Here is a 26,506-nt window from a genome sequence, read left to right as displayed (position 1 = left end):
GCAACGGAGGGGGATATGACGGAGAATCTCGCACAACATTATCTCGATCAGGCCCAGCGGCACTACCAACGCGGCGAAGTGGAGGCGGCGATCACAGCTTTGCGTTTGGCGATCAAGCAGCAGCAAGGACGCTTCCCGAAAGCGTATTTCCTCCTCGGCAAAGCCCTCTACGATGCTGGGGAGATCGAGAAAGCGATCGCGGCCTTTCGGACGGCCACCGAGCAACAGCCGCATTATCCGGAGGCCTACTATCACCTGGGGCTGGCACTCGCGCGGCGCGGCGAGCTTGAAGAGGCCATCGCCGCCTATGAGCGCGCTATCGAGCAGATGGGGGGGAACAATCCCGGCGCTTATCACAATCTGGGTCTCGCGTTGCTCGGCAAGGGTGAGATCGAGCGCGCGATCGAAGCCTTCCGAAAAGCCATCGCGCAGCGAGGCGGCGTCTTCCCGCGAGCGCATTTCCATTTGGGATTCGCTCTGGCGCATATCGGTCAAATCGAGGAAGCGATTGCCGCCTATCGCACGGCTCTCGAGCAATCGGGAGGGCATGGCCCAGAAGTCTATTTCCAGCTCGGTTGGCTCTTGATGGGGAAAGGAGATCTCGACGGTGCGGTCGAGGCCTTTCGCACGGCGATCGAGCAGCGCGGCGGGATTTATCCCGAAGCCCAATATGAGCTGGGACGCGCTCTTCTGGCGCAAGGGCATTTGGAGGAAGCGATCGCGACCTTCCGCGCGCTGCTTCGCGCGAATCCGAATCAGCCGGAAGCGCATTTCAACTTGGGGCGCGCGTATCTGCGTCAAGGCGCGTTGGCCGAAGCCCGCGAAGCTTTGGAGACGGCCATTCGTCAACGCGGAGGGAATTTCGCCGCTGCGCATCACCAATTGGGACTGGTGCTCGCGCAACAAGGAGACGTGGAACGCGCGTTGGCCGCCTATCAACGAGCGATCGAGCAGAATCCGTTCTTCCCCAGAGCGTACTACGATCTCGGCCGCTTGTATGCGACGCAAGGCAGATACGACGAGGCGATCCCCGCTTTGCGACGCGCTCTGGAACAGCGGCAGGGGCATTTCCCCGAAGCGGAGCTGGAGTTGGGACGCGCGCTCGCTGGCGCCGGGTACGTGGACGAGGCCATCGAGCATCTGGAGCGCGTGATCGCTCAAGGGCATGAAATCGCCGAATGTTGGTACGAGCTGGGGCATCTTTTCTTCCTCCGCAAGGACTGGGAGCGAGCGGCCGCAGCATTTCATCAGGCTCTTGAGGCCGCAGAAGGGCGATTTCCCCGCGCCCGATATAATCTGGGGCGCGTGTTGCACGAGAAGGGCGATTTGGCCGCAGCCGCCGAGGCCTTCCGACAAGCCATCGCCGAACATCCGCATTTCCCCAATGCGTATTTCAATCTGGCGCGCACGCTGCTGGGATTGGGCGAGCTAGAAGCCGCTCGGGAAGCAATCCTCACGGCCATCGAACAGCGCGAGGGTCAGTTTCCCGAAGCGCACCACCTGCTCGGACGCATTTGCTATGAGCTGGGGGATCTCGCCGGCGCCATCCACGCCTACGAGACTGCGATCGAACAGCAGGGAGCGCCATATCCGGAAGCCTGGCGCGATCTGGGACTCGCGCTCCTCGCGCAAGGGCGACAGGACGAGGCGATCGAAGCCTATCGGCGCGCGATCGCGGCGCGCGAGACGCCCTGGCCGGAGGCGTATCGGGAACTCGGTCGCGCGCTCATGCAGAAAGGCACCGAGGCGCTCCCGGAGGCCATCGAGGCTTTTCGTCAGGCCGTGCAAGCGCAGCCGGAGTTCCCGCAAGCCTATTACGATCTCGGATGCGCGCTGTTGGAGGCGGGCGACGTGGAGGAAGCAATCGCGAGCTTCCGTCAAGCGATCGCGCAACGACCGACTTTTCCCGATGCCTACTATGACCTGGGGCGCGCGCTCGTGCGCATCGGACGCGTGGAGGAAGCGATCGAAGCGTATCAGCAGGCGCTCGCTCTCGATCCGAGCCTCGCGCACGCGCAGCATGCTTTGGGGGTGGCACTCTACCTGAACGGCGATCTCGACGAAGCGATTCGCGCGCTCGAGCGAACGCTTCAACTCAAGCCCGATCTCGCGCAAGCGCATCACGACTTGGGGCTGGCGTTGCTCGATCGCGGGGAGATCGAGCGGGCCATCACCGCCTTCCAAACGGCGCTGCAAATCGCTGGAGCGCCCTATCCGGAGGCCCTCTACAATCTCGGCAACGCGTATTTCACGCGCGGGGATCTGGAGCAAGCGATCGCCGCCTACCGCGCCGCCGTCGAACAGAAGCCCGATTTCGGTCAAGCGCACTATCGGCTCGGACTCGCGCTGTGGGAACGAGGGGACCTGGCCGAAGCGCGAGCTGCCTTTCACCGAGCCATCGAGGCCGAGCAGCGAGTCTTCCCCCATGGCTACTATAGCTTGGGCGTCACGCTCCTCGAGCAAGGGGAATTGGACGCGGCGCTGGAAGCCCTCAAGCAGGCGATCGCTCAATGCGAGACATTCCCGCTGGCACATTACAATTTGGGAAACGCTTTGCTCGCCCAAGGGCGCGTCGAGGAAGCGATGGCGGCGTATCGCACGGCCATCGAGCAAAGTGGCGGACGCTTTCCGGAAGCGCTCTGGAATCTGGGCAACGCGCACGTGCGGCAGGGGGACATGGCGAAAGCCATCGAGCTGTATCAGCAGGCGATGGAGCAAACCGGAGGCCGCGATCCCTATCTCCATCACAATCTGGGCCTGGTGCTCTTTCAAGCGGGTCAGTGGGAACGAGCCGAAGCCTCTTTCCGTCAAGCTCTGGCGCTTCACCCGCACGACCCCGAAGCCCATTACTATCTGGGCTTGCTCGCCTTGAGCCGAGGGGACGTCGAGACCGCGATGACCGAGCTGCGTCAAGCGCTCGCGCAAAAGAGCGGACCATTTCCGGAAGCGCACTTCGATCTCGGGAGGGCGCTCTACGAGAGGGGGGAATATGCCGCCGCTGCGAATGAGTTTCAGATGGCTTGGGAGCAACAGGGCGATTTTCCCGAAGCGCAATATTGGTTGGCACGCGCACGAGCGGCGCAAGGCGATGTGGAGGGGGCCATCGCGCTCTTGAAACCGGTCTGTGCCGCCTATCCGACGAGTTTCCCGGAAGCCCACTACGAGTTGGGCGTGCTCTACAGTCGCCGAGGAATGTTCGACGCCGCTGTGGATCAATTCGCGCTCGCGATCAAGGCCAGTCGAGGGACTTTCCCCGAAGCCTATTACCAAAAAGGGCGCGTGCACGCCCGTCGGGGCGAGATCACTCTCGCCATCGAAGCCTTCAAGACGGCGATTGCGCAGCGGCAGGGTGTCTTCGCCGAGGCGTATCATGAGTTGGGACGCATGCTCTACATCAAAGGCGACATCGAAGGAGCAACGGCCGCCTACAGCAAGGCGATTCAGCAGCGCGAGGTCGCATCGGCCCGCGACGCCGTTCGCTCCCCGGAGCAAGACGTGGCCCTCTTACTGAGCGGGCTCTTCGATCGGCTCGTCGAACGCTTACGGCCCGCTCCGCGCGTGAAACCGTTTTCCACAGCGCTCGGGCCGACGTGCGACGGGGAAGAACAACGCGCGGCTCCATCTGCTGCGGATGCGACCGCGCTTCAAGGAGATCACGCGGAGACGGAGGCATGAACACGGACGACATCGGACGCTTGTTTCGCGAAGCCGGCGCTCTTTTGGAAGGTCATTTTCGTCTCTCGTCGGGACTGCACAGCGCGCGCTACATCCAGTGCGCGCTCGTGCTGCAATATCCCCGGATCGCCACGCAACTGGGGGCAGAATTGGCTGAAGCTTTCGCTGGCGAACCGATTGAGACCGTCATCGCGCCAGCCATCGGCGGCATCCTCGTTGCGCACGAGGTCGCGCGGCATCTGAACGCGCGCGCGATCTTCGCCGAGCGCGAAGCCGGGCGATTCACGTTGCGTCGGGGCTTTGCGATCGCTCCCGCCGAACGCGTGCTCGTTGTCGAAGACGTCATCACGACCGGGCACTCGACGCGCGAAGTGATCGAGCTGGTGCGCGGGGCCGGGGGCGAAGTCGTCGGCGTCGGCGCATTGATTGACCGCAGTGGGACGGCGCTCTATTTCGGCGTGCCGCTTCGCGCGCTGTTGCAACTGAACCTGCCCACGTATCCGCCCGACGCATGTCCCTTGTGCGCCGCCGGGGTACCGCTCAGCACGCCCGGCAGTCGATACCTCGCATGAGCGCCAACGACGTCGCACGGCGCGGAGGATGGGCTGACGGAGGGAATAGCGTGCCGAACGCCAAACTCCTGCTGCAATACGACGGGACGGAATTCTACGGCTGGCAAGTTCAAGCAGGTGCGCGGACTGTCCAGGGTGTTCTCACGGATGTGCTCTCGCGCTTGGAGCATCGTCCGGTGACCGTGCATGGTGCCGGGCGAACCGATCGTGGCGTACACGCTCAGGGGCAAGTCGCCAGTGTCTTCCTCACTCGCGAGATGTCCGAAGAGGAATGGCGACGCGCGCTCAATGCGAATCTCCCCCCGGACGTGCGCGTGATGGCCGTGGAATGGGTCCCGCCCGATTTCCATGCGCGCTACAGCGCCGTGTCGAAGACCTACTGCTACACGCTCTGTCTCGGACCGGTCCTGAGCCCCTTCCTCTATCGGTACGCGCATCATTTTCCCTTCCCGCTCGATCTGGCCGCCATGCGGCAAGCGCTGGAGGTGATCATAGGCGAGCACGATTTCGCTTCTTTCGGCACGCGCGAGCGCCCGGGCAAGTCGACCGTGCGTCGCGTCTACCAAGCGCGCCTGCGGCAAGAGAACGAGCTGCTGCATCTGGAGATCACGGCCAATGGCTTCCTCCGCTATATGGTGCGCACGCTCATGGGGACGCTTTGCGAGATCGGGCGTGGGCGTTGGCGCGTCGAGGAGATGGAACGCATCCTCCACGCGCGCGATCGGCGGCTGGCCGGTCCGACCTTTCCGGCCAAGGGCTTGACGCTGCTTCGCGTCCACTACTAAGATTGAGCCGAAACGAATTGGCGATGCGAACGGTTGCGCATCGCCAAGGTCAGCGAGGGGAGAAAGCCCCCGGAGCAGTTCAATGGACGATTTGCAGAAGAGGTTCGAGGGGTTCATCAAACCCAGCTCGCGCGAAGCGCTTCTTCTGACGCAGATTCACCCCGAGCGGCTCCCTCACCATGTGGCCATCATCATGGATGGAAACGGACGGTGGGCCTTGCGGCGGCAGAAGCCGCGCGTCGTCGGCCATCGCGCCGGAGCGAAAGCCGCGCGTCGGATCGTGGAAACGGCGGCGCGCTTGGGCATTCCCGTATTGACGCTCTATGCCTTCTCGACGGAAAACTGGAAGCGCCCGCAGGAAGAGATCGAAGCGCTCATGAGCTTGCTTCGAGAATTCCTGCGAAAAGAAGTGGAGACGCTCAAACGCCACGACATTCGGTTGCGCGTCATCGGGCGATGGGAAGGATTGGACCCGGCGATCCGTCAAGAGCTCTGCCGCGCTATGGCGGAGACGGCGATGAACACGCGGATGCAACTGGTCGTCGCGCTCAACTACAGCGGACGCACGGAGTTGGTGGATGCCTTCCGTCGCCTCTATCGCGAGGCGCGCGAGCGCGAGCTGCCTCCGGAAGCCATCACCGAAGCGCTCATCGCACAATATCTCTACACGGCCGATCTGCCCGATCCCGATCTCCTCATCCGTACCAGTGGCGAGATGCGGGTGAGCAATTTCTTGCTCTGGCAGATCGCCTACACGGAACTCTATGTGACGGAGACGCTCTGGCCTGATTTCCGACCGGCGCACTTCCTTCAAGCGGTAGTCGAATATCAAAAGCGCGAGCGGCGTTATGGGGGATTGGGAGCTGCGGCGCTTCCATGATCGGTCCTCCCATGGGACGTTCCCAAGAGGACGCACTAGGAGGAGAGGATGACGCGAGTGCTCACGGCTGTCGTTCTGCTCCCCTTCTTCATCTTCGCGCTGTGGGCTTCGAGCCCATACTACTTGATCGGATGGGTCGTGGCCGGGACGTTGCTGGGGCTTCGCGAATTCTACGCGCTGGCGGAGCGGATCGGTTGTCGTCCCGATCGCTGGCTCGGCTATGCGGCCGCTGTGAGCGTCCTCTTCGCCTTCCAGCAACAGAACGCCTTCTTGATCGTGGGGAGCTTGTTGCTGCTTCTGGCGCTCACGCTGGCGCTCTCGCTCTTCACGGCCGAGCGCTTTGAGACCGTGCTTCTGGAAAGCGCCGTGACGGTCGCCGGCGTGCTCTACATCGCCGTGGCCTTGGGCTTCCTCATCCTGCTGCGGGTGAGCATGGAGGCGACGACGGCCGCGCGACTGCTCTCGCTCTTCTTCCTCATCATCTTCGCTGGGGATACGGCGGCCTACTACGGAGGCCGCGCGTTCGGACGTCGGAAGTTGGCGCCGCGCGTGAGTCCGGGCAAGACGATCGAAGGGGCGATCGCTGGCGTGCTCGGCAGTGGATTGGCCGCACTGGGTGGAAAGTTTTGGTTCTTTCGAGATCTGCCCCTTGGGCACGCCCTCGCCCTCGCGCTCGTTTTGAATGCAGTCGGCCAGATCGGCGACTTGATCGAATCCATGCTCAAACGGGGGGCGAAGGTGAAGGATGCCGGACGGCTGCTGCCGGGCCACGGGGGGATTTTGGATCGGGCCGATAGCATCCTCTTCAACGCGCCGATCATTTACATCTACAGTCGGATTCTCCTATCATGATGGGCTCGGAGGCCCGCAACCGATTTCGGAGAATCGGCGGGCTCGAGCTTTCCTTACAGGACACAATGAAGCGGATCGCGATCTTAGGCTCAACGGGTTCAATTGGGACGAGCACGCTCTCGCTGCTGGAGCAATTGGATGGCTTTCGCGTGATTGGTCTAGCGGCCCAGCGGAACGTCGCGCGACTCGCGGATCAGATCGTGCGGTTCTCGCCCCGCCTCGTTTCAGTCGCGACGGATGAGGCGGCTGCCGAATTGCGTGCGGAGTTGCAGCGGCGCGGCGTGCGTACGCCCCCCGATATTCGATACGGACCGGAAGGGCTCCTCGCCGTGGCGACGGAACCAGACGTGGACATCGTGCTCGTCGCGACGGTCGGGGCCGTCGGCCTCCTCCCCACATATCGGGCGCTGGAACAGGGCAAACGCATTGCCTTGGCCAACAAGGAGACGCTCGTGATGGCCGGTCGGTTGATGACCGAGAAAGCGGCCGCGACCGGTGCCGAGATCCTGCCCGTAGATAGCGAGCACAACGCCCTGCATCAATGCCTGCAGGGGGTCAATCCCCGCGACGTCGCGCGCTTGATCCTGACGGCTTCCGGAGGGCCATTCCGCACGCTCTCCGCAGCCGAACTCTCGCGCGTCACCCCCGAGCAAGCCTTGCAGCATCCGACCTGGCGCATGGGGCCGAAGATCACCGTGGATTCGGCGACGCTCATGAACAAGGGATTGGAGGTCATCGAGGCGCATTGGCTATTTGGCGTCGCGCCGGAGCAGATCGACATCCTCATCCACCCCCAATCGGTCGTGCATTCGATGATCGAGCTAGTAGATGGCTCCATCCTCGCGCAACTGGGACCGACGGACATGCGATATGCCATCCAATACGCCCTCACCTATCCGAATCGGCGGCCGACGCCGCTGCCGCGACTGAATTTTTCCCCCGCACTTCATTTGGAGTTTCACCCACCAGATCTGGAGCGCTTCCCCTGCGTGCGCCTGGCCTATGAAGCGTTGCGACGCGGTGGAACGATGCCTGCCGTCCTCAACGCGGCGAACGAGGAGGCCGTCGCCGCCTTCTTGGAGCGTCGCCTTCCCTTCCTCGCCATCCCCACCGTGATCGAGCGCGTGATGCGCGACCATCAACCTGAAGAACCGCGCGAGATCGAAGATGTCCTTCGAGCCGACGCTTGGGCGCGCGCGCGTGCCCGCGAGGTGATCACCTCCCTGATATGTGCGGAATCGCTGGAATCGTGAACGCGCGCGGTGTGCTTCCGGATCAGGAAGTGCTGCGCCGAATGTGCGACCGGCTCGCGCACCGCGGGCCCGATGAGGAGGGATATTTCCGAGCGATCGGCGTCGGCCTGGGTGTGCGTCGCTTGCGCATCATTGACCTCGAAAGCGGCCATCAGCCGATCGCCAACGAACGCGGGACGATTTGGGTCGTTCACAACGGAGAGATCTACAACTACCGCGAGCTGCGTCGGGAATTGGAAGCACGCGGCCATCGGTTCGCGACGCAGAGCGATACGGAGGTCATCGTCCACGCTTACGAGCAGTATGGCTTGGAGAGCTTGGCGCGACTCCGTGGCATGTTCGCTTTCGCGCTGTGGGATGAGGAACAGCAGCAGTTACTGCTGGCGCGCGATCGCGTGGGGGAGAAGCCGCTCCTCTATGCCCTCGCCGATGGGGAATTGATCTTCGCCTCGGAGTTCGAGGCGCTCCTCGAACATCCCTCGGTCTCGCGCGAAGTGGACTGGGAGGCCGTGCACGCCTATCTCGCGCTCTCCTACATCCCGGCGCCGCTGACGGCATTTCGTGCCATCCGAAAACTGGAGCCGGGACATCGCCTCCTTTGGCGCGCGGGAGAAGTCGTCATCGCCCCCTATTGGACGTTGACGTTCTCCCCAAAGCTTCGGCTGAACGAAGAAGAGGCGGCCCGAGAGTGGCTCGCGCGAGCGCGCCAGTCGGTGCAATTGTGCATGCGCAGCGATGTCCCCCTCGGAGCTTTCTTGAGCGGCGGGCTCGATTCCTCAGCCGTCGTCGCCCTGATGAGCGAGGTCAGCTCGACGCCGGTGAAGACTTTCACCATCGGCTTCGACGAAGCCGATTACGACGAGCGGGAGCAAGCGCGACGCGTCGCACGCCACTTCGCCACAGAACATCATGAGGCCGTCGTGCGACCGGACGTCGTGGACGTCCTTCCGACGCTCATCCGCCGCTACGGCGAGCCATTCGCCGATTCGTCGGCTATTCCCACATACTACCTGGCCAAGCTCGCGCGCGCTTCGATCACGGTCGCACTGACGGGTGATGGGGGGGATGAAGGGCTTGCGGGATATGATCGCTATCGCGCGATGGTGGAGGCCGAACGCGTGCCTCCAGCGGTGTGGGCTGCTTTGAGCAAGACCTTCGTCCTGAGTCACCACGTGGCGAAGCCTCTGCTCGGAGGACGCCTTTTGGAATGGCGATTCTGGAAACGAGCGGAGCGCTTTCTGCTTGCGGCGGCGCTGCCGCCTTCGAGGCGTTACGCGCGGTGGATGAGCGCGTGCGATGAGGAGATGCGGCGAGAGTTGTACAGCGAGGCGTTCCATGCCCTCACGACTGCGCTTCGTCCAGAGCGGTTCGTGGAAGAGCAAATGGCCACGAGCGGAACGTTCTTAGATGCGCTCCTTCGCGCAGATGTGCGCCTCTATTTGCCCAATGACCTGCTCGTGAAGATGGACATCGCGACGATGGCGCATGGGCTCGAAGCGCGCGCGCCGCTGCTTGATCACGAGCTGCTGGAGTGGGAAGCGCGCCTGACGGACACATACAAGCTCAGGCGCGGGCGGGGCAAATATCTCTTGCGACGCGCCATGCGGGGGATTTTGCCACCGGAGACCCTCGCGCGACGCAAGCAGGGATTTGGCGTCCCCATCGGGCGTTGGCTGCGCCGGGAGCTGCGCGATTTCGCGCGCGAGCTGCTCCTTTCGGAACGCGCGCTTGCGCGCGGACTCTTTCGCCCGAGCGCGGTGCGCGCTCTTGTAGACGCGCATCTGGAGGGGCGCGCGGATTTCTCGACGCCACTGTGGACCCTACTCGTGCTCGAGCTATGGTTCCGAGAGTTCATTGACGGGCAGGCTTCAAGCGCGCGCCTGCTCACATGAGGACGGGGATGCCCGATATGGAGAAGATGACATCGATCGCCTCCGACCCCTCCATCGAGGAGCGCGCCCAAGAGCGCCGATTCCTACGACGCGTTTTCCTCCTTGGGCTCGGCTTGCGGGTGGCCGTCGCGTCATTCATCGCGCTCTTCAATTTGGAAGGCTTCTTCGGAGGCGATGCTGGGACTTACGATTGGGTGGGATGGGCGATCGCGCGCTATTGGTCGGGAGAGACAGCTTTCCCCGTGCGTCCGGCCAGCCAGCCCGGCTACTTCTACCTCGTCGCTGCGTTCTACTTCGTCTTCGGACGCGCGCCGTTTCTCGTCGTCCTCGTCAATTGCGTGATCGGGGCTCTGCATGCCGTCCTCATCTACAAGATCGCCGCTCTGACTTTCGATCGGCGCGTGGCGCGAGGCGCCGCTCTGCTGACGGCATGTTTTCCCTCTCTCGTGTTGTGGTCGGCGCAACTTTTGAAGGATGCGCTTGTGATCTTCTGCACGCTGCTCAGCATCTATGCCATCCTTGTCCTTCACCGGAAGTTCTCGCTGCTGTGGCTCGCGCTCTTCTTCGTTGCTCTTTTGCCGCTGCATTCCTTGCGCAACTACGTCTTTTACATCGTGGCGTTCTCAGCGCTCCTCTCTTTCGTGGGGCACAGACGTGGTCTCGTGATGGGGCTCTTCGTGCACGCTGTCTTAGCGCTCGCCTTCCTGCTCGCTCTCAACAGCATGGGACTTTTGGAGCGCGAGCTTCAAACGCTCTCGATCGAGAGCGTGCTCGAACAAATCCACATGTCGCGCACGAAGTTGGCGCGATTCGCGCAATCCGGATATGCGCCGGAAGCGGACGTCTCTACCCTCGGGGGAGCGCTGCGCTTTCTTCCCATCGGCCTCACATACTTGCTCCTAGCCCCCTTCCCATGGTCCATCGCCAACGTGCGGCAAGCCATCACGCTGCCGGAGATGGTGCTGTGGTGGGGGATGTTCCCCTGGCTCCTTCGGGGAATCGCCTTCGCCGTGCGGCGGAAGCTGGCGGACGCGTCCGTGATCCTTCTCTTCGTCGGCAGTCTGACGCTCGTCTACGCGCTCTTTCAAGGAAACGTGGGCACGGCCTATCGGCAGCGCGCGCAGATCCTCGTCTTTCTCTTCATCTTCGTCGTCGCCGGTTGGCAGCAGCGAAAGCGCGCGGCTCCTATCGGGTCGAAGCCGGAATGGCCGGCTACGCCATCGTTCACCGCGCCGATCTCATGAGCGTGCGATGCTATGCGTCTTCGCGTGCTCGCACTCGCCTCGTATCCGATCGAAGCCGCGGCGACCCGCTATCGCGTCGTCCAATACGGGCCGTGGCTGGCAGCGCGCGGCATAGAGGTGGAGCTTCAAACATTCCTCTCGCACGACGTCTTCGCCATCTTGTACGAACGAGGGCATTGGGGGAAGAAGATCGCGGGATTGTTGGCCGCTCTGCTGCGGAGTTCGCGCGCGCTCATTCGAGCCGCGCGCGCCGACGTCGTGTGGATCCAACGCGAGGCAGCGCCGCTAGGCCCGCCAGTCTTGGAATGGCTCATCGTCCGAGGCTTGCGCAAACCGATGCTCCTGGATCTGGATGACGCAACCTTCGTGCCCTATGTGAGCCCCACCTACGGGCCATGGGTTCGACCGCTCAAATGGTTTGGCAAAACCGATCGGCTCATCGCATGGGCCGATGTCGTCGTGGCGGGAAATCGGCTCATCGCCGAATACGTGCGCCAGCGCGAGAAACCCGTCCTGCTTCTGCCGACCATCGTGGACACGGATCTGTTCGTGCCAAAGGCTGAGGCTTCGGATCCACCCGTACTCGGATGGATCGGGAGCCATTCGACGTTTCGCTATTTGAAGACGCTCCTGCCCGTACTCGAAGAATTGGGCCGAGACTTCACGTTTCGCCTGCTCGTCGTCGGCGGGACTGAACCCGTTCGTTTGCGCACGGTCGAGGTGGAGAATCGGCGATGGGCGCTGGACCGCGAGGTCGAAGACTTCCGCTCCCTGGACATTGGCCTCTACCCCCTCATCGAGGACGAATGGTCCGTGGGGAAATCCGGATTGAAGGCGATTCAGTACATGGCCGTCGGCATTCCCACTGTCGCCTCCGCTGTCGGCGTCGTCACGGAGATTCTCGAGGACGGCGTCACCGGATTCCTCGTTCGTTCGCCGGAGGAATGGTACGATCGCTTGCGATTGCTTTTGGAGAATCCCGAGCTGCGACGACAGATGGGACGCGCCGCGCGCGAAGTGGCCGTGCAGCGATATCGCGTCGCCGTCCACGCCGAGGCCATTCGACGGGCGATTCAGCACTGCGCTCGACGTGGGAGCCTTTTGGAAGAAGCGGCGCACACCGACTCGCCGTCCTAGACGCCATTGACTTTTCCGATGGCGTGCAGTAAAAGCAAACCGTTACATAGGCGGATCGGCCATGAGCGATGAGAAGCTCCGCGAAGCCTGCGGCGTCTTTGGCATCTACGACCACGAAGAAGCGGCGCGATTGACCTACTACGGGCTCTATGCCCTGCAGCACCGAGGGCAGGAATCGGCCGGCATCGCGACCTCCGATGGCGAACGCTTGCACGTCGTCCGCGGCTTGGGATATGTGAGCGAAGTCTTCCGCGAAGAGACGTTCACCGAATTGCCGGGACGATCGGCCATCGGGCACGTGCGTTATTCGACCACGGGCGAAGTGAGCGTGCGCGAAGCGCAGCCCATGGTCGTCAGTTTCCATGGGGGACAGATCGCGGTCTGCCACAATGGGAACATGCCGCAAGCGCTGCGCGTGCGCGCGGAGCTGGAACGCGAGGGCGCAATCTTCCAATCCACGAGCGACACGGAGGTCGTGCTGCATCTGATCGCGCGGTCGCGCGCGCGCGATCTGCTGGGCGCGATCGTCGAAGCGCTCGCGCAATTGGACGGCGCCTACTCGATGCTCTTCGCGACGCCCCGTGCGCTCATCGCCGTGCGCGATCCCCGCGGTTTTCGACCGCTGCTTTTGGGCACGCTCAACGGCGCCACGGTCTTCGCCTCCGAGAGCTGCGCGTTCGATCTGATCGGAGCCACGCTCCTGCGCGACGTGGAGCCGGGCGAGGTGATCGTCGTGGATGAGCGCGGCATGCGTTCGCTCTTTCCCTTCCCCCGGCAGCGTCCGACGCAATGCATCTTCGAGCACGTGTATTTCTCTCGCCCGGATAGCATCGTCTTCGGGCGTCCTGTGAGCCGATCGCGTTATCTGCTCGGACGACTGCTGGCGCGAGAGCATCCGGCCGAGGCCGACGTCGTCGTCCCGGTCCCCGATTCCGGCGTGGCCGCGGCCATCGGATACTCGATGGAGTCCGGAATCCCCCTGGTCTTCGGCTTGGTCCGCAATCATTATGTCGGGCGCACGTTCATCGAGCCGCGCGCGGCGATTCGCAATCTGCGGGTGAAGGTCAAGCTCAATCCCGTGCGCGAATTACTCGATGGTCGGCGCATCGTGCTCGTGGACGATTCCATCGTACGGGGCACCACGAGTCGCGAGATCGTGCAAATGATCCGCGCCGCCGGAGCGCGGGAGATTCATGTGCGCATCAGTTGCCCCCCGACGGTCGCCTCCTGCTATTACGGCATTGACACGCCGCGCAAGGAAGAGCTGATCGCTGCCCGCATGTCCCTCGAGGAGATTCGTGAGTTCCTGGGGGCCGATAGCCTCGGATACTTGAGTTACGCCTCGCTGCTGGAAGCTTGCGGCGACCCGCACGACACGCGCTACTGCACGGCGTGTTATACGGGACGCTATCCGACGGAGATCGATCCGGAATATCAGCCCCGGAGCGTTCGCTGCGCGGGATCTCCGGTAGCGATGCACCCTGTTTCCCTGTTCGAACGCTCGTGAGGCGCACATGGCCCGACGACGACGAACGCGCACGGCGATGCCACGACTCCGACGACGAACGCTGCTGTGGTTGCTCCTCGGCGTTCTGCTGCTCATCGCGACCTTTCTGCTCTCTCGCTTCGAACTGTGGCGGCGCGAGCCATTGCCTTCAGCAGGAGAGCTGACGGTCGTCGCCCTCGATGTCGGCCAAGGCGACAGTTTCCTCATCCTTACCCCCGAGCGCAAAGCGGTGCTCATTGATGCTGGGCCTCCGGAGGCTGCCGATCGGGTCCGCGAGGCTCTCGCTCGATATGGCGTCACGCAGCTCGATCTCGTCATCGCCACGCACCCACATGCCGATCATATCGGCGGCATGGTGGCCGTACTCGACGCCGTTCCCGTTCGTCTGTTCCTGGATAGCGGTCAACCGTATCCGACGCGCACGTACACGCGCATGCTGGAGAAGATTCGGGAGAAGGGGATTCGCTTCGTGGTCGCCGAAGCGGGACAGGAATTCGAGCTCGGGGCGGGCGTGACGCTCTCGATCCTAGCTCCGTCTTCCCCACGCCTTCAGGGGACGCGCAGCGACGAGAACGCGAATTCGATCGTCGCGCGATTGAGCTACGGCGCGTTCTCCATGCTCTTCACCGGGGACAGCGAGCGCGAGACCGAAGATCGCCTCATCGAACGCGAGAACTCCACAGCGCCGCTTGCCGTGCGCGTGCTCAAGGTCGCTCACCACGGATCGCGCCATTCGACGACGCGGGCGTTTTTGGAACGGGTGCGTCCGGAGGTCGCGATCATCTCCTGCGGGGCGGATAACGAATACGGCCATCCGGCGCAAGAGACTCTGGACCGGCTGCGCCGCTGGGCGCGCCAGTTACATCGCACCGATCTCGAAGGCGAGATCGTGATCCGAAGCGATGGACGCCAGTATGAGGTTCGCCCCGAGCGGACTGTAGCCGCCGAGGACCTCTGGCGCGGACGACGTCCGCGCTTGCGGGCCGAGGAGGTATACGCGCCCTCTCCTTCTACGAGAGACGCCGCTGACGGAACCCCGAAGCTTCCCTTCGCTAGGAGCACGGTCCAAGCTGATCTCGCGCCCCGGAGGAACCGACCATGAAGCTCGTCGTGGATCGCATTGAGGAGAACATCGCCGTGTGCTACCTGTATGAGGACGATCGCCTCCGCTTCGACATTCCGCTTCGATACTTGCCACCGGGCGTCGTCGCCGGCGATCATCTTCGCGTGAGCTTCGAGCTCGATCGAGAAAGCCGCGAGCGGGAACGCCGCCGCGCGGAAGAACTGCTGCGAGAACTGACCCGAGGGCAGCCGGATGAGAAGCGGTTCAAACTCTGAAGGGGATGGCGCGCGCGGATATTCCATTTGGTTCGTGCTCGTGACCGCTGGGTTCATCACGTGCTTGATCGCGGCCAACATCACGGGCGTCAAACTCGTGGAGCTTCGCGGATGGGTCGTCCCGGCCGGGATCATCGTCTTCCCGATCAGTTATATCTTCGGCGATGTCCTCACGGAGGTGTACGGCTACGCGCAAGCACGGCGCGTCATCTGGCTCGGCTTCTTCTGCAATCTGCTCACGGTCGCTGCCATCTGGATCGGGCAAATCCTCCCGCCAGCTCCCTTCTGGGACGGACAAGCTGCATATGAGCGCATCCTCGGATATACCCCGCGCCTTCTCGCCGCCTCATTCTCGGCCTACCTCTTCGGCGAGTTCACGAATGCCTACGTGCTCGCTCGAATGAAGGCCCTCACGCGCGGACGCTGGCTCTGGATGCGCACGATCGGCTCCACTCTTGTCGGTCAGGCCGTTGATTCGCTGCTGTTTCTGACGCTCGCCTTCGCCGGAACGATTCCGACGAGTGCACTCTTTCGCACCTTCCTGACGCAGTGGCTCGCGAAGTCCCTTTACGAAGCCGCAGCGACGCCGGCGACCTATGCGATCGTGGCATTTTTGAAACGGAAGGAGGGAGTGGACGTCTACGATCTCAAGACGCGATTCACCCCTCTCTCGCTCAGGGGATGAGCGGGCGCAGTTTCCGAGCGCTCGCTCCGATGATATAATAGGCCTCCAGTCCAGAGCCGGAGATTGGGCGGTGAATCTTCTTTGAGGAGGACAACCATGAAGGTCACGCTCTCCGTCATCAAAGCCGACGTGGGTTCCATTGGCGGACACACGCGCCCATCCGAACGGATGCTTCACGTCGTTCGGGAAGAAATGAAGGCGGCGTGTTCCGGGACGAAGGGGCTGCTCATTGATGGGCTTGTCACGTTCACAGGTGATGACATCGCGCTCATCATGAGCCATACGCATGGGGTGGGAGCCCAAGCGGTCCATCGTTTCGCCTGGGATTGCTTCTTGGCAGCGACCGAGGTCGCACGCAAGCAGGGACTGTATGGCGCCGGACAAGATCTGTTGGTGGATGCGCCGTCGGGGAACATCCGCGGCGCGGGTCCGGCCGTCGCCGAAATCGAGTTCGAGCGCGATCCGAAGAGCAAGGATCGGCCGGCCGAAGCCTTTCTCGTGTTCGCCGCCGACAAGTGCAGCCCGGGCGCGTACAATTATCCCCTGTACGCGGCTTTCTGTGATCCCATGCACAATGGCGGCTTGCTCCTCAACCCGAAGATGCATCAGGGCTTCACCTTCACCATCATTGACATGGACGCCAAGGACAAGGATCGGATCATCCGCCTCGATGTCCCCGAGCGGATCTGGGATGTCGCGACACTCTTACAAAATCCGGATCGGTTCGCCGTCGAAGCGATTCATTCGCGCTATAAGCCCGATGAGCAAATCGTCGCCGTCTCGGCCACGCGCCTGCACAATATCGCCGGCCGCTATACGGGGAAGGATGATCCGGTGGCGATCGTCCGCACGCAGGGCATCTTCCCAGCTCCTGAGGAGATCGTCGAACCCTTCCTGCTTGGGCACTTCGTCGCGGGCGATGCCCGTGGATCGCATGTGATGCCGCTCATGCCCGTCCCCATCAATACGCCTGTGACCGGGCCATTCTGTCTGCCGATCGTCTCCTGCCTGGCTTTCTCCATGGACGCTGAAGGGCGATTCGCCGAGGAGTGTGTGGATATGTTCGGCGGTCCCGTATGGGATCAGACGCGATTGAAGGTCCAAGCCAAGGCCGACGAATGGCGTCGCCAAGGGTTCATCGGACCGACAATGGCGTCGCATACGGAACTCGCGTATACGGGGATTGTGGAGACGCTCGAAGCCCTAGATCGAGAGTTCATCACGCGGGATTAACAACAAAAAAATTGGTCGGGACGGCCGGATTTGAACCGGCGACCTCTTGCACCCCAAGCAAGCGCGCTAACCAGGCTGCGCCACGTCCCGTGTCGTCTTTTTTTGTCGAGTCCCTGCCTTCAAGGCGTTCGCTTCGAAGAGGTGATTATATCACTTTGGTTCAGCATCGCCAACAGCTCTTCCAACCCGCGCCTGATGTCGCGTAGGACCTGATATACTCTGGGAGAGACCGAGGGGGGCGGACCTTCGCTCGCACCTTCCATGGTTTCAGAAGGAGATTCCGAGGATAAGAGCTTGAATCGAGATTCGGCAGCTAAGCGCTTTCGCGCGCCGGCGATCGTGAATTTATCCTCGTAGAGGAGCTTCTTGATTCGCAAGATCAATTCGATGTCGCGCCGCTTGTAGACGCGCTGTCCGGCGCGATTCTTCTCAGGAGCCAGTTGCGGGAACTCCGTCTCCCAATACCGCAAGACATGGGGTTGAATACCCGTGATCTCGCAAACCTCGCCAATCTTGAAATAGAGCTTATCCGGAATGGCCTTCACCGGCTGCATAGGCTTTTTCCCTCCCCCAAGGCCTCCCATCATCGAATTCATGCCCGCAACGCTCGGGCTGGTCGAAAGATCAGAACGCGCGTGGTCGGCTTCCTACCGCCCGAGGGCGGACGCCCTCGACGCGACGTGCGCTCGATGACCTCCATCACGCCCACGCGCCCCAAGCAGACTTTGTACCCCTGAGCCAGCCGGTTTTTGATGATCTCCAGAATCAGATCCACGAGAGCCGTCGCTTCCCGCGTCGAAAGTCCACCATGCCGATTGTAGACCGCTCGCGCGATGTCGGCTTTCGTCATCGTCGCTCGCCCCTCACATCGGCACTATCTTACGGCTTTCCCCACGGCCTGTCAATGAGTCGTCGGGAACAAATCGGAAGTTGAGCCGAAGGATCGCGCTTGACCGCCCGTTCGGGCTTCGGATAGCCTTAGCCCGGGTCACGCGATGCGACGGAAAGGCGTGACGTTCATCTTCTGGTTGCTTGTGGCCGCAGGGCTGCTGGGTGCCTTTTGGTATCAGCTCGATTGGCCTTTGGTGCGAGAGAGCCTGAGGCGCATGAACGTTACCTTAGCCCTTTTGGCCATCGTCCCCATTCTGGCGACCTATCTGACACGAGCGCTGCGATGGCGAGTCTTTTTGACTCCGGTGAGAACACCCACGTTGGGAAACGCTCTGGCCGCGACCGTGATCGGCTTCTCCACGATCTTCGTGTTCGGGCGCATTGGGGAAGCGACGCGCCCTCTGGTCCTCAGTCTCCGCGAGCGGATTCGCCCGAGCGCTACCCTGGCGACGATCCTCATCGAACGCATCTGCGACATGATCACCGTGACCGTCGCCTTCGCTGTGAGCCTCTTCTTCGTCTGCAACTCGAGCCGCTCGCCGGAGCCACTCGCGGCGCTCAGGAACTTCGGAGAAGCGGCTCTCTTACTCTCACTCTTGGGCTTGGTGGGCCTCTCGGTCTTCCGCTTTCGAGCGGATGGGATTCTGGAGGTGTTAGAGCGACGCTCTCGATGGATCCCGGAGAAACTTCGTCGGCCTGCCCTCAATCTCCTTCGCCACTTGGCCGATGGCCTGTCAGTCCTGCATGACGTTCGGGCATTGGCCCGCGCGGTGGGCTACACGCTCATGACGTGGGGACTTGTGACGGCGAGCTTCTGGTTAGTCGTACGGGCTTTCGGCTTGCACTTGACGGTCGCTTCCGTCATATTTGTCATCGGCTTCGCGATGTTGGGCTCTCTGGTGCCGACCCCAGGGGGGTCCGCCGGAGCGTTCCACACGACGACGATGCTGGGACTGATGTGGCTCGGCATCGAGAGAAATACGGCAGCGAGCATGGCGTTGATCATGCATGTGGTGAGCTTCGGACCAGCTCTTTTGGTGAGCCCTTATTTCCTCCGACGCGGAGGATTCTCATGGGGACCCCTGCGCGAGCTGGTCCTGGCGGAAATGACATTCACCATGCCCTCTTCGCGTGAGACCGAACGGGAGGATATCCCGAACGATCCTTCTCCCTGGAGAGTGAGCGACCGCTTATGAAATGCCCATTCTGCGGACACCTGGAAGATCGCGTAGTGGATTCCCGGGAGTCGCGCGAAGGCGATTCGATTCGCCGCCGACGCGAATGTCTCAAGTGCGGCCGCCGCTTCACCAGCTATGAGCGGATTGACGAGATCCCCTACATGGTCATCAAAAAAGACGGGCGACGGGAACCGTTCGACCGTCAAAAAGTCCTCGCGGGAATCTTGAAGGCGTGCGAGAAGCGTCCCATCCCGATGGCTAAGATCGAAGCGATCGTCGATGCCGTCGAATCGTATGTCCGAACTTCTCCCGATCGGGAGCGCCCGACGCAAAAGATCGGGGAGTTGATCATGCGGCGACTCAAGGAGCTGGATAAGGTCGCCTACGTGCGCTTCGCGTCCGTGTACCTGGAGTTCCAAGACGTCTCCGAATTCATGGCCGAACTCAAGCGATTGGTGCGGAGGAAGGCGAAGCCCTCCCGGAAATCAACTCGCTCATGACCCTTTCGCCTTCCCGAGGTGAGGACGAGGGACTGCCTCTTCATCGCGAGCCAAGGAATGCGGAGCATCTTTCGCGCGGGAACTTCCGCCACCACTCATGCTATAATCCTGCCGAGATGTCGAAGGCGGAGCAGCGAACGCCCGATATCGAGGCCCTGAAGGCGTCCATCCGCCAGGCTCTCGCCACGCGCTCGCCGACGGATGCGCCCACGATCGCCTGGATTCGCCGCTTGGAGCAATCGCCGGCCCATTTGGGCGTTTTCCCCGCCTCGTTCAATCCACTCACGCGCGCCCATGTGGAGATCGTCGCACGCGCGCGCGAACATTTTCACCTAGAGGCGATCGCGCTTCTATTGGGTCTCACGAACGCCGACAAGCGGACGTATGAGGCTTCGCTCGAAGATCGCGCGGCGATGCTTCTGGTGACGTTCCAAACCGACTCGACGATTGCCATCGGCGTGGCCACCCATCCCTTCTTCGTCGACCTGATCCTGCCCCTGCAACGAGAGCATCCGACCTCGGAGATCACCTTCCTGGTCGGCTCGGATACGTTCGAGCGCCTCTTGGACCGAGAAGGACACTATCTCGGCCGCTATTACAAGCCCTATCCCGATCGAGTGGCCGCATTGGAAGATCTCTTCTCGGCGAGCCGGATGATCGTCGCAGCGCGAGGTTCTTTCACGTGCTCAGCGCTCGAGCGACTTTTGGATGAAGAGGCAGCCCGTTTCCGCCAGCGCATCGCTTGCTTGGAACTTCCCGAGGAGGTGAAAGCCATCTCCGCGACAGAGGTGCGACGGCGCCTCCGAATGGGTGAACCCATCGCGACGCTTGTTCCGGAAGCCGTTGAGGCCTACCTCCGAGCGACCAATCTCTACCGATGATCCTTCGCGACTATCGCCCGGAAGATTTCGCCCGTCTCTGTGAAATTGACCGGCTCTGTTTTCCCCAGGGCATCGCCTATACGACCGAGGAGATGCGTTTGTACCTCGCAGACCGCCGCGCCTTCACAATCGTCGCCGAAGGCCCTCAGAGCGAGATCGTCGGCTTCCTCATCGCGCGCCTTGAGATCGGACGCCTTCCACTGGAGCGCGCGAAGGTTCGCATTGGACATCTCGTGACCATAGACGTACATCCCGATTGGCAAAGACGAGGCATCGGGAGCCTCCTTCTGCAAGAGGCGGAACGCCGGCTGCATCGAGCGGGCGCTCGTGCCGTCTTACTGGAAACGGCCGTGGACAATATCCCGGCGATTCGCTTTTACGCGAAGCATGGCTACGTCGTGCTCGAGCGGATCAGGGGCTACTATTTGGGTGAGAAAGACGCCCTTCGCATGGGAAAGCGGCTCGAGGACACGAACGAGGGGCAGCGTGCTTTCTAACGCCTCTCCCATGAGGGCACCGCTCTCTATCGCACATATCCCAGAACGAGGAATCCCGCGATCAGAAGCAGCACGAAAAGGAGCGACAGCACGTCGAAGTACCTCTCGATGAACGCACGGATCGGCTCCCCAAAAAGACGGAGCAATCCAGCAACCAGAAAGAAACGCGCTCCCCGCCCTAGCAAAGAGACGAGTACGAAGGCGAGCAGATCCAAGCGCGTCGCTCCTGAGGCAATCGTCGCGACCTTATAGGGGATCGGTGTGAAGGCCGCGATGGCGAGGAAGAGGGTCCCATAGGCGTGATACTTCGCCTGAAATTCCCCCCACACTGCGCGCGCGTCGTAGAAGTCAATGATGCGCCAACCGAGCGTCTCCATGAAGGCATAGCCGATCAGGTATCCGAACATCCCGCCGAGCACCGAGCCGAGCGTGCACACGATCGCGTAACGAAGGAATCGGCGCGGCATCGCCACGACCATCGCGATCAAGAGAGCGTCCGGAGGAATCGGAAAGAAGGAGGATTCAGCGAACGCGACCAAGAAGAGAGCGAGCACGGCCTGTGGTGTCTGCGCCCATCGTAATGTCCACGCATAGAGGTGACGCATCCCCGCGCGGAAGCGCGCCACGGCCTCTCGAGACAGGCGAAAGAGGGAAAGACGGCCGCAGATGCGCGCCTCCTCGAGGCCTTGGGCCGTCGTCGGCGTCGCTCGCTCCTCCGACGTTCGCCTCTTCCCCAAATCGCTCATTCCGTCCATCCGTATCGTCCGATGAGCTTGACGAACACGCACCCACCATGCCATTCCACGACGTTCTCGTGCTCCCCCTTGATCAAGCGCATGAGCCGTTGATACGTCTCATCCCCAATAGGCATGACGAGTCGTCCTCCGATAGCGAGCTGCTCGAGATACGGTTGCGGAACGGTGGGACTTGCGGCGGCAACGAGGATGCCATCAAAGGGCGCCATCTCCGGCCATCCAAGCGTCCCATCGAAGGCTCGGATCACGACGTTAGGAATCCCAAGCGCTTCCAGTCGAGCCTGCGCGCGTGCGGCCAATTCCGGAATGCGCTCGACGGCGTAGACCTGCGCTCCTAAGGTGGCGAGGATCGCTGTCTGATAGCCCGATCCCGCACCGACCTCCAACACGCGATCGCCCGGTCTGACCTCCAGCAGCTCGGTCATTCGCGCCACTATATACGGTTGCGAGATCGTCTGCCCATAGCCGATCGGCAGCGGGTGATCGTCATACGCTCGTGGCCAGAGAGCCTCTTCCACGAAGAGATGTCGAGGGACGCGCTCCATCGCCTCCAGGACGCGCGGATCGCGAATCCCCTTCTCCCGCAATCGTTCCACCATGCGATGCCGCGCGCGGGCGTAAGGATCACCGTTTCGGTTCGGGGAGAGCAAGCTCATCGGTGAGGGCGGCCCAGGAGTGTAATTCCTCCAAGGCGCGAAAGTTCGTCAGGTTATTGTGCAACGGGGTGATCGAAATGTACCCCTCTCGGATGGCCTCGTAGTCGCTCATCTCTTCGTGATTCCACTCGGCATGTTCTTCGCCGATCCAGTAATACCGACGTCCACGCGGATCAACCCCCTCATGGATGCGAATGCGCGCGACGCGCGTCCCCTGATGGGTGAGGCGCACACCGCGGATCGGTCCGCGCGGGACGTTCACGTTCAAGACCGTGCGCTCCGGCAGCCCGTGGGCCAGGACCTTGCGCACCAACTGCGCGGCGAATTGCGCCGCCGGTTCGAAATCGACTTCACCGCGCCCCACTTGAGAGATGGCCACGCCCGGCAGACCGTAAACGAGCGCTTCCATAGCTCCCGCAACCGTCCCCGAATAGAGCACATCGTCACCGAGGTTCCCTCCGTGATTGATCCCGGAGACGATGATGTCCGGCGGAGCTTCGCGCAGGATCGTCGCCATAGCGAGCGTCACGCAATCGGTGGGGGTCCCATCCACGGCGAAATGGCGATCATCAATGCGGTCAATGCGGAGCGGACGCCCGAGCGTCAAGGCATGTGAGGCGGCGCTCATCTCATGGGAGGGAGCAACGACAATGACCTCGCCCACCGCCCGCAATTTCTCCTCCAATTTCCGAATCCCCTCGGAATGAATCCCGTCGTCATTCGTGATGAGAATCCTCGGCATACTCCCTCATGGTCGCGTTCTCGTTGAGCGAGCAAAGCTAGCACAGGCGAAGAGGAAAGGCAACTGAACGAGGCCTCTCCCCGGCATCGCCTCCGAAGAGAGGCCTCGCGGAGGGCGTGGACGAGGCGAGGGAACGCTTTGAAGAGACGATCACTGCTGAGGCGCTGTGACGAAGACGGGCGAAATGCCCGAATCCCTCATGCGCCTGTTCAAATCCGCGAGATCGCGATCCAAAACCTGGCGAAGATCACCGAGCTGTCGCGCGACCTGCGCCTTCAACTCCTCCCAGCGCGCTCGAGCAGCCGCCGTCGGACGCGCGTCAGCGCTCGCCACAACGCCATAGAGCGTGATCAATTGATTGTTGAGTTTGGGTGGGAAGTTGAGCGGATCTTGCGGCGCCTCGTTCCGCGTCTGCAACAATTCTTCCTCAATGCGCGTGAGCCGCTCCTGAAGCGCGCGGGCCGAATCGGCGAGCGTCCGCCCCTGCGGATGATTGCCCAGGCGCTTGGTCAATTCCTCGAGCTGGCGCTTCACATCGCGCAGTTGATTCACCGCCGTATGAACATCATTGATCGCATTGCGAATCTGCATGAGCAGATCAAACTGCTCCTGCAGCTCCTCCAGCGTCGTCGTCACACGCGGATCCTTTCTCACCTCGAAAGAGCGCACGAGCGTCTTCCCCCCGACGGTGAGACGCACCTGATATGTGCCCGGCACGACTCTTGGCCCCCGCGCGCTCCCCCATGTGACCGCACCCGGCACTCGCACGGGATCGGGATATCGCAAATCCCATACGAATCGGTTCATGCCGGCCTCAGCGGGAACGCGTTGCGGCGTCGGTCCCGTCCCAAGGAATTCCGCCATCGGCGGTGGCGGCGTTTCTTCCTCACGAGCGCGACTGCTGAACGTCCGAATGACATTGCCGCGCGCGTCGAGGAATTCGAGCTTCACCTCGCCCTCGGGCTTTTGCTTGAAGACGTAGTGGACGATCACGCCGTTGGGCGGATTCTTCCCCATGCCCGGAATATCGGCGCTCCCTCCCTCCATACGATAGGTGGGACGCGGAGTGAAGAGGTGAACGTCCGCTTGCGCAACGGCATCCGTCAGCTCGCGGAGCGGCGTCAGATCATCCAAGATCCAGAACGAGCGCCCGTGCGTCGCCGCCACCAAATCCGTGTCCTTCACCACGAGGTCATGGATCGGGACGACCGGCAGATTCAGTTGCAATGATTGCCACGTCTCCCCATCGTCGAAGGAGACGTAGACGCCCGTCTCCGTCCCCGCATAGAGGAGGCCGCGTCGCACCGGATCTTCACGCACAACGCGCACGAAATCATTCTCGGGCAGGCCACGCGTGATCTTCTTCCACGTCTTCCCGTAATCGTTCGTCTTGAAGATGTAGGGCCGATAGTCGTCGAGCCGATAGCGATGTACGGCGATATAGGCCGTCGCCGGATCGTGCGGAGAGGCTTCGACCGTGTTGACCGTCCCCCACTCAGGCATTTCCTTCGGCGTCACATTCTCCCAATTCTTCCCCCCATTGCGGGTGACCCAAACGAGTCCGTCATCGGTGCCCGCCCAAATGACGCCAGCCTGACGCGGCGATTCTGCCAAGGCGAAGATCGTGCCGTAGACTTCGACGCCCGTGTTGTCCCGCGTGATCGGTCCCCCGGAATAATCCTGTTTGGTCTTGTCGTTGCGCGTGAGATCAGGGCTGATCTCCTGCCACGTCTGTCCCTCGTCCGTGGACTTCAACAGCACCTGTGCCGCGTGATAGAGGACCCTCGGATCGTGCGGCGAGATGAGAATGGGTGCGTTCCACTGAAACCGATATTTCAGATCCTTGGCCGCTTCGCCCACGGCCGTTTGCGGCCAGGCCGTGATGTTGCGCGCCTGTCGCGTGCGATGGTCGTATCGAGTAATGAGTCCGCCATAGCTGCCCGCGTAGACAATATGGGGATCGCGGGGATCGGGAGCGATGTGACCGCTCTCGCCCCCGCCGACCGGATACCAATCGGGCCGATCAATGCCCGGACCCGTCGTGCGGCTGGCGATCGCAACGGTTGTATTGTCCTGCTGCGCACCGTACACGTAGTACGGAAACCGATTGTCCACAGCCACGCGATAGAACTGCGCCGTCGGCTGATTGCTCTGCGGCGACCACGTCTGTCCCCCGTTGAACGTGACGTTCGCCCCACCATCGTTGCCATTGACCATGATCAGCGGATTGTTCGGATTGATCCAGAGATCGTGATGATCCGCATGCGGTGCGCGAATGACGATGTCGAACGTTCGCCCCCCATCAATGGACTTGAAGAACTGCACGTTGAGGACGTAGACCGTGTCGGGGTCCTTCGGATCGGCGTAGATGTGCGAATAGTACCACGCGCGCTGGCGCAACTTTCGCTCCTTATTCACGAGCCGCCAACTGCGCCCGCCGTCATCGGAGCGAAAGACGCCTCCATCCTCCGCTTCTACAATCGCCCACACGCGATCCGGCCGCGCGGGGGAGACGGCGACGCCAATGCGCCCTTTGATCCCCTGCGGAAGGCCATTCGTCAGCTTGATCCACGTATCGCCTCCATCGGTCGTCTTGTAGAGTCCGCTGCCAGGACCACCGCTCACGAACGTCCAGGGCTGACGCAAGGCTTGCCAGAATGCGGCATAGAGGATGCGGGGATTGGTCGGATCCATGGCGAGATCAATCGCTCCTGTCCGCTCGTCCACGTAGAGCACTCTTTCCCACGTCTTCCCTCCATCCTTGGAACGGAAGATGCCGCGTTCCTCATTGGGGCCGAAGATGTGCCCGAGCGCCGCGACGTAGACGAGATCCGGATTCTGCGGGTGGATACGAATCCGCGCGATATGGCGCGTATCGCGGAGTCCCACGTTCACCCATGTCTTCCCCCCATCGGTGGATTTGTACACGCCGTCGCCGTGCGAGACGTTACCGCGCGGACAGGCCTCGCCCGTGCCGACATAGATGACGTTCGGATCCGAATCAGCGACAGCGATCGCGCCGATCGAACCGGTCTTGAAATAGCCATCGGAGATATTCCGCCAGGTCATGCCTCCGTCTTCGGTCTTCCAAACCCCACCTCCCGTCGCGCCCATGTAGAAGGTCATCGGTTGACTGGGTACTCCGGCGACGGCCGTCACGCGCCCGCCGCGAAACGGTCCGATCAAGCGCCACTGCAACGCTTGATAGAGCTTCGGATCATAGCGGACCGCGCGCTCCTGAGCTGTTCCCAACGCCGAGGGGGACAGGAGCGGCTGAATCCCTCCCACAAGGAGGGCACAACAAAGAAGCCCGAGAAACTTTCGACGAATCCTCATCGGCAAGATCAACATAC

24 protein-coding genes and 1 tRNA gene are annotated in these 26,506 nt (G+C 62.1%); 18 read left to right on the top strand and 7 right to left on the bottom strand.

Features of this window, described 5'->3' with window-relative positions; translation table 11 throughout:
* Window positions 1-15: 15 nt before the first annotated feature.
* The 14 genes from NZ746_04380 (at window position 16) to NZ746_04315 (ending at window position 17,053) form a co-directional block, all read left to right on the top strand.
* Window positions 16-3,675, top strand: a complete 3,660-nt coding sequence (locus NZ746_04380; GenBank protein MCS6816602.1) for a tetratricopeptide repeat protein — start codon at window positions 16-18, stop codon at window positions 3,673-3,675.
* The gene (pyrE, locus tag NZ746_04375; GenBank protein MCS6816601.1) at window positions 3,672-4,247 is read left to right on the top strand and encodes an orotate phosphoribosyltransferase; all 576 of its coding nucleotides are present in this window, start codon (window positions 3,672-3,674) and stop codon (window positions 4,245-4,247) included. The genes NZ746_04380 and pyrE overlap by 4 nt, the downstream gene beginning before the upstream one ends.
* A 50-nt stretch (window positions 4,248-4,297) precedes the next feature.
* The gene (truA, locus tag NZ746_04370; GenBank protein MCS6816600.1) at window positions 4,298-5,032 is read left to right on the top strand and encodes a tRNA pseudouridine(38-40) synthase TruA; all 735 of its coding nucleotides are present in this window, start codon (window positions 4,298-4,300) and stop codon (window positions 5,030-5,032) included.
* An 82-nt stretch (window positions 5,033-5,114) separates the two neighbouring features.
* Window positions 5,115-5,912 (top strand): isoprenyl transferase, encoded by a 798-nt coding sequence (locus NZ746_04365; protein ID MCS6816599.1) that lies wholly within the window; start codon window positions 5,115-5,117, stop codon window positions 5,910-5,912.
* A 48-nt stretch (window positions 5,913-5,960) separates the two neighbouring features.
* Window positions 5,961-6,764, top strand: coding sequence for a phosphatidate cytidylyltransferase (locus tag NZ746_04360; protein ID MCS6816598.1), 804 nt, complete (start codon window positions 5,961-5,963; stop codon window positions 6,762-6,764).
* A gap of 65 nt (window positions 6,765-6,829) precedes the next feature.
* Window positions 6,830-8,017 (top strand): 1-deoxy-D-xylulose-5-phosphate reductoisomerase, encoded by a 1,188-nt coding sequence (locus tag NZ746_04355; protein MCS6816597.1) that lies wholly within the window; start codon window positions 6,830-6,832, stop codon window positions 8,015-8,017.
* The gene (gene asnB, locus NZ746_04350; GenBank protein MCS6816596.1) at window positions 7,993-9,909 is read left to right on the top strand and encodes an asparagine synthase (glutamine-hydrolyzing); all 1,917 of its coding nucleotides are present in this window, start codon (window positions 7,993-7,995) and stop codon (window positions 9,907-9,909) included. The genes NZ746_04355 and asnB overlap by 25 nt, the downstream gene beginning before the upstream one ends.
* A 17-nt stretch (window positions 9,910-9,926) precedes the next feature.
* Entirely contained in the window at window positions 9,927-11,153 is a 1,227-nt protein-coding gene (locus NZ746_04345) for a glycosyltransferase family 39 protein (GenBank protein MCS6816595.1), read from the top strand.
* A gap of 12 nt (window positions 11,154-11,165) precedes the next feature.
* Entirely contained in the window at window positions 11,166-12,290 is a 1,125-nt protein-coding gene (locus NZ746_04340; GenBank protein ID MCS6816594.1) for a glycosyltransferase, read from the top strand.
* Window positions 12,291-12,351: 61 nt separating this feature from the next.
* Entirely contained in the window at window positions 12,352-13,797 is a 1,446-nt protein-coding gene (gene purF, locus NZ746_04335; GenBank protein MCS6816593.1) for an amidophosphoribosyltransferase, read from the top strand.
* 7 nt (window positions 13,798-13,804) lie between these two features.
* Window positions 13,805-14,899, top strand: coding sequence for an MBL fold metallo-hydrolase (locus NZ746_04330; protein ID MCS6816592.1), 1,095 nt, complete (start codon window positions 13,805-13,807; stop codon window positions 14,897-14,899).
* Window positions 14,896-15,135: a DUF3006 domain-containing protein gene (locus tag NZ746_04325; protein MCS6816591.1), complete on the top strand. Its 240-nt coding sequence runs from the start codon at window positions 14,896-14,898 to the stop codon at window positions 15,133-15,135. Before NZ746_04330 ends, NZ746_04325 begins: the two co-directional genes overlap by 4 nt.
* Window positions 15,113-15,820 (top strand): queuosine precursor transporter, encoded by a 708-nt coding sequence (locus NZ746_04320; protein MCS6816590.1) that lies wholly within the window; start codon window positions 15,113-15,115, stop codon window positions 15,818-15,820. Before NZ746_04325 ends, NZ746_04320 begins: the two co-directional genes overlap by 23 nt.
* A 96-nt stretch (window positions 15,821-15,916) precedes the next feature.
* Window positions 15,917-17,053, top strand: a complete 1,137-nt coding sequence (locus NZ746_04315; GenBank protein MCS6816589.1) for a fructose-1,6-bisphosphatase — start codon at window positions 15,917-15,919, stop codon at window positions 17,051-17,053.
* A gap of 12 nt (window positions 17,054-17,065) precedes the next feature.
* Here the strand turns inward: NZ746_04315 and NZ746_04310 are convergent.
* The 3 genes from NZ746_04310 to NZ746_04300 form a co-directional block, all read right to left on the bottom strand.
* A tRNA-Pro gene (locus tag NZ746_04310) sits at window positions 17,066-17,143 on the bottom strand.
* A gap of 29 nt (window positions 17,144-17,172) precedes the next feature.
* The gene (locus tag NZ746_04305) at window positions 17,173-17,607 is read right to left on the bottom strand and encodes a MerR family transcriptional regulator (protein MCS6816588.1); all 435 of its coding nucleotides are present in this window, start codon (window positions 17,605-17,607) and stop codon (window positions 17,173-17,175) included.
* Between the two features lie 38 nt (window positions 17,608-17,645).
* Window positions 17,646-17,903 carry an HU family DNA-binding protein gene (locus tag NZ746_04300; GenBank protein MCS6816587.1) on the bottom strand — a complete coding sequence of 86 codons (258 nt, stop codon included), beginning with the start codon at window positions 17,901-17,903 and terminating at the stop codon, window positions 17,646-17,648.
* Window positions 17,904-18,048: 145 nt separating this feature from the next.
* On the opposite strand from NZ746_04300, the gene NZ746_04295 reads away from it, so the two are divergent.
* The 4 genes from NZ746_04295 to NZ746_04280 all read left to right on the top strand — a co-directional run bounded on the left by NZ746_04295 (window position 18,049) and on the right by NZ746_04280 (window position 21,000).
* Window positions 18,049-19,140 (top strand): flippase-like domain-containing protein, encoded by a 1,092-nt coding sequence (locus NZ746_04295; GenBank protein MCS6816586.1) that lies wholly within the window; start codon window positions 18,049-18,051, stop codon window positions 19,138-19,140.
* Window positions 19,137-19,622: a transcriptional regulator NrdR gene (gene nrdR, locus NZ746_04290; protein ID MCS6816585.1), complete on the top strand. Its 486-nt coding sequence runs from the start codon at window positions 19,137-19,139 to the stop codon at window positions 19,620-19,622. Before NZ746_04295 ends, nrdR begins: the two co-directional genes overlap by 4 nt.
* 116 nt (window positions 19,623-19,738) lie before the next feature.
* Window positions 19,739-20,503 (top strand): nicotinate-nicotinamide nucleotide adenylyltransferase, encoded by a 765-nt coding sequence (locus tag NZ746_04285; protein ID MCS6816584.1) that lies wholly within the window; start codon window positions 19,739-19,741, stop codon window positions 20,501-20,503.
* Window positions 20,500-21,000, top strand: coding sequence for a GNAT family N-acetyltransferase (locus NZ746_04280; GenBank protein ID MCS6816583.1), 501 nt, complete (start codon window positions 20,500-20,502; stop codon window positions 20,998-21,000). The genes NZ746_04285 and NZ746_04280 overlap by 4 nt, the downstream gene beginning before the upstream one ends.
* Before the next feature lie 26 nt (window positions 21,001-21,026).
* Here the strand turns inward: NZ746_04280 and NZ746_04275 are convergent, their stop codons facing one another.
* The 4 genes from NZ746_04275 to NZ746_04260 all read right to left on the bottom strand — a co-directional run bounded on the left by NZ746_04275 (window position 21,027) and on the right by NZ746_04260 (window position 26,504).
* The gene (locus NZ746_04275; protein ID MCS6816582.1) at window positions 21,027-21,746 is read right to left on the bottom strand and encodes a DedA family protein; all 720 of its coding nucleotides are present in this window, start codon (window positions 21,744-21,746) and stop codon (window positions 21,027-21,029) included.
* On the bottom strand, window positions 21,743-22,411 hold the full coding sequence (locus NZ746_04270; GenBank protein MCS6816581.1) for a protein-L-isoaspartate(D-aspartate) O-methyltransferase: 669 nt from the start codon (window positions 22,409-22,411) through the stop codon (window positions 21,743-21,745). Before NZ746_04270 ends, NZ746_04275 begins: the two co-directional genes overlap by 4 nt.
* Window positions 22,380-23,153 carry a 5'/3'-nucleotidase SurE gene (surE, locus tag NZ746_04265; protein MCS6816580.1) on the bottom strand — a complete coding sequence of 258 codons (774 nt, stop codon included), beginning with the start codon at window positions 23,151-23,153 and terminating at the stop codon, window positions 22,380-22,382. The genes NZ746_04270 and surE overlap by 32 nt, the downstream gene beginning before the upstream one ends.
* A 150-nt stretch (window positions 23,154-23,303) precedes the next feature.
* Window positions 23,304-26,504, bottom strand: a complete 3,201-nt coding sequence (locus NZ746_04260) for a glycosyl hydrolase (protein ID MCS6816579.1) — start codon at window positions 26,502-26,504, stop codon at window positions 23,304-23,306.
* Between the last annotated feature and the right edge of the window lie 2 nt (window positions 26,505-26,506).

Source organism: Blastocatellia bacterium (genome assembly GCA_025055075.1).
Taxonomy (GTDB): domain Bacteria; phylum Acidobacteriota; class Blastocatellia; order HR10; family HR10; genus HR10.
Note: the sequence above shows the minus strand (reverse complement) of the source record. Positions and strands in the feature narration are given on the sequence as shown.